Here is a 2,299-nt window from a genome sequence, read left to right as displayed (position 1 = left end):
CAGTGACCAACGGTACCTTGAGCGCGGTCAACAGCAACGATGGCGGCGTCACCTGGACCGCGATCCTGACGCCGACCACCAGCGTGACCGACGCCACCAACCTGATCACTCTGGACAACACCGGCTTCGCCAATGCGTCCGGCAATATCGGCAGTGGCGTCACATCCTCTAATAACTACGCCATCGATACGCAGCGTCCGACGGCCACCGTCGTGGTTGCCGACAACGCGCTGTCTATCGGTGAAACCTCGCTGGTCACCATTACCTTCAGCGAAGCGGTCACCGGCTTCACCAACGCCGACCTCACAGTGGCCAATGGCACGCTCAGCGCGGTCAGCAGCAGCGACGGCGGCATCACCTGGACGGCGACTCTGACGCCGGCAGCAGGTGTCACCAGCGCCAGCAACTCGGTGACATTGAGCAATACCGGCGTGACCGACCTGGCGGGCAACACAGGCAGTGGCCTGAGCGTTTCCAACAACTACGCCATCGACTCTGTGCGACCTACAGCAACCGTTGCACTGGCAGATACCGCGCTGAGCGTCGGCGAAACCTCGCTGGTCACCATCACCTTCAGCGAAGCGGTCACAGGCTTCACCAACGCCGACCTGACCGTGCCCAACGGCACCCTCAGCGCGGTGAGCAGCAGTGACGGCGGTATCACCTGGACCGCGACCTACACGCCAGACATCAACGTCGCCGACACCACCAACCTGATCAGCCTGAACAACGCAGGTGTCACCGACCTGGCGGGTAACGCAGGCACCGGGACCACCAGTTCACCCAATTTCACCATCGACACCCTGCAGCCGACCGCCACCATCGTGGTCGCCGACAGCGCGCTGAGCGTGGGCGAGACGTCGCTGGTGACCATCACCTTCAGCGAAGCCGTCACCGGTTTCACCAACGCCGACCTGACGGTGGCCAATGGCACGCTCAGCGCGGTGAGCAGCAGCGACGGCGGCATCACCTGGACGGCGACTTACACGCCGACCAACAACATCACCAGCACCACCAACCTGATCACTCTCGACAACACCGGCTTCGCGAATGCGTCCGGCAACATCGGCAGTGGCGTCACGTCCTCGAACAACTACGCCATCGATACGCAGCGTCCGACGGCCACCGTCGTGGTTGCCGACAACGCGCTGTCTATCGGTGAAACCTCGCTGGTGACCATCACCTTCAGTGAAGCCGTCACCGGCTTCACCAACGCCGACCTGACAGTGGCCAACGGTACTTTGAGCGTGGTCAGCAGCAGTGACGGCGGTATCACCTGGACCGCGACTCTGACGCCGACAGCAGGTGTCACCAGCGCCAGCAACTCGGTGACATTGAGCAATACCGGCGTGACCGACCTGGCGGGCAACACAGGCAGTGGCCTGAGCGTTTCCAACAACTACGCCATCGACTCTGTGCGACCTACCGCAACCGTTGCACTGGCAGATACCGCGCTGAGCGTCGGCGAAACCTCGCTGGTCACCATCACCTTCAGCGAAGCGGTCACAGGCTTCACCAATGCCGACCTGACCGTGCCCAACGGCACCCTCAGCGCAGTGAGCAGCAGTGACGGCGGTATCACCTGGAACGCGACCTACACGCCAGACATCAACGTCGCCGACACCACCAACCTGATCAGCCTGAACAACGCAGGTGTCACCGACCTGGCGGGTAACGCAGGCACCGGGACCACCAGCTCACCCAATTTCACCATCGACACCCTGCAGCCGACCGCCACCATCGTGGTCGCCGACAGCGCACTGAGCGTGGGCGAAACCTCGCTGGTGACCATTACCTTCAGCGAAGCCGTCACCGGTTTTACCAACGCCGACCTCACAGTGGCCAACGGTACCTTGAGCGCGGTCAACAGCAACGATGGCGGCGTCACCTGGACCGCGATCCTGACGCCGACCACCAGCGTGACCGACGCCACCAACCTGATCACTCTGGACAACACCGGCTTCGCCAATGCGTCCGGCAATATCGGCAGTGGCGTCACATCCTCTAATAACTACGCCATCGATACGCAGCGTCCGACGGCCACCGTCGTGGTTGCCGACAACGCGCTGTCTATCGGTGAAACCTCGCTGGTCACCATTACCTTCAGTGAGGCCGTCAGCGGTTTCAACAACGCCGACCTGTCCGTTTCCAACGGCACCCTGAGCGCGGTCAACAGCAGCGACGGCGGCATTACCTGGACGGCGACCCTGACGCCGACCAATAACATCACCAGCACCACCAACCTGATCACCCTGAACAATACCGGTGTCATCGATGCCGCAGGCAATACCGGTACAGG

1 protein-coding gene is annotated in these 2,299 nt (G+C 62.3%); it reads left to right on the top strand.

The window, feature by feature from the left end; all coding sequences use genetic code 11:
- A partial coding sequence (locus JTJ32_RS26230; RefSeq protein WP_236059492.1) for an Ig-like domain-containing protein occupies positions 1-2,299 on the top strand: 2,299 nt, incomplete at both ends.

Source organism: Pseudomonas alliivorans (assembly GCF_017826695.1).
GTDB classification, from domain to species: Bacteria; Pseudomonadota; Gammaproteobacteria; order Pseudomonadales; family Pseudomonadaceae; genus Aquipseudomonas; species Aquipseudomonas alliivorans.
The sequence above is the reverse complement of the archived record's forward strand: the minus strand, read 5'-3'. Positions and strand labels throughout refer to the sequence as shown.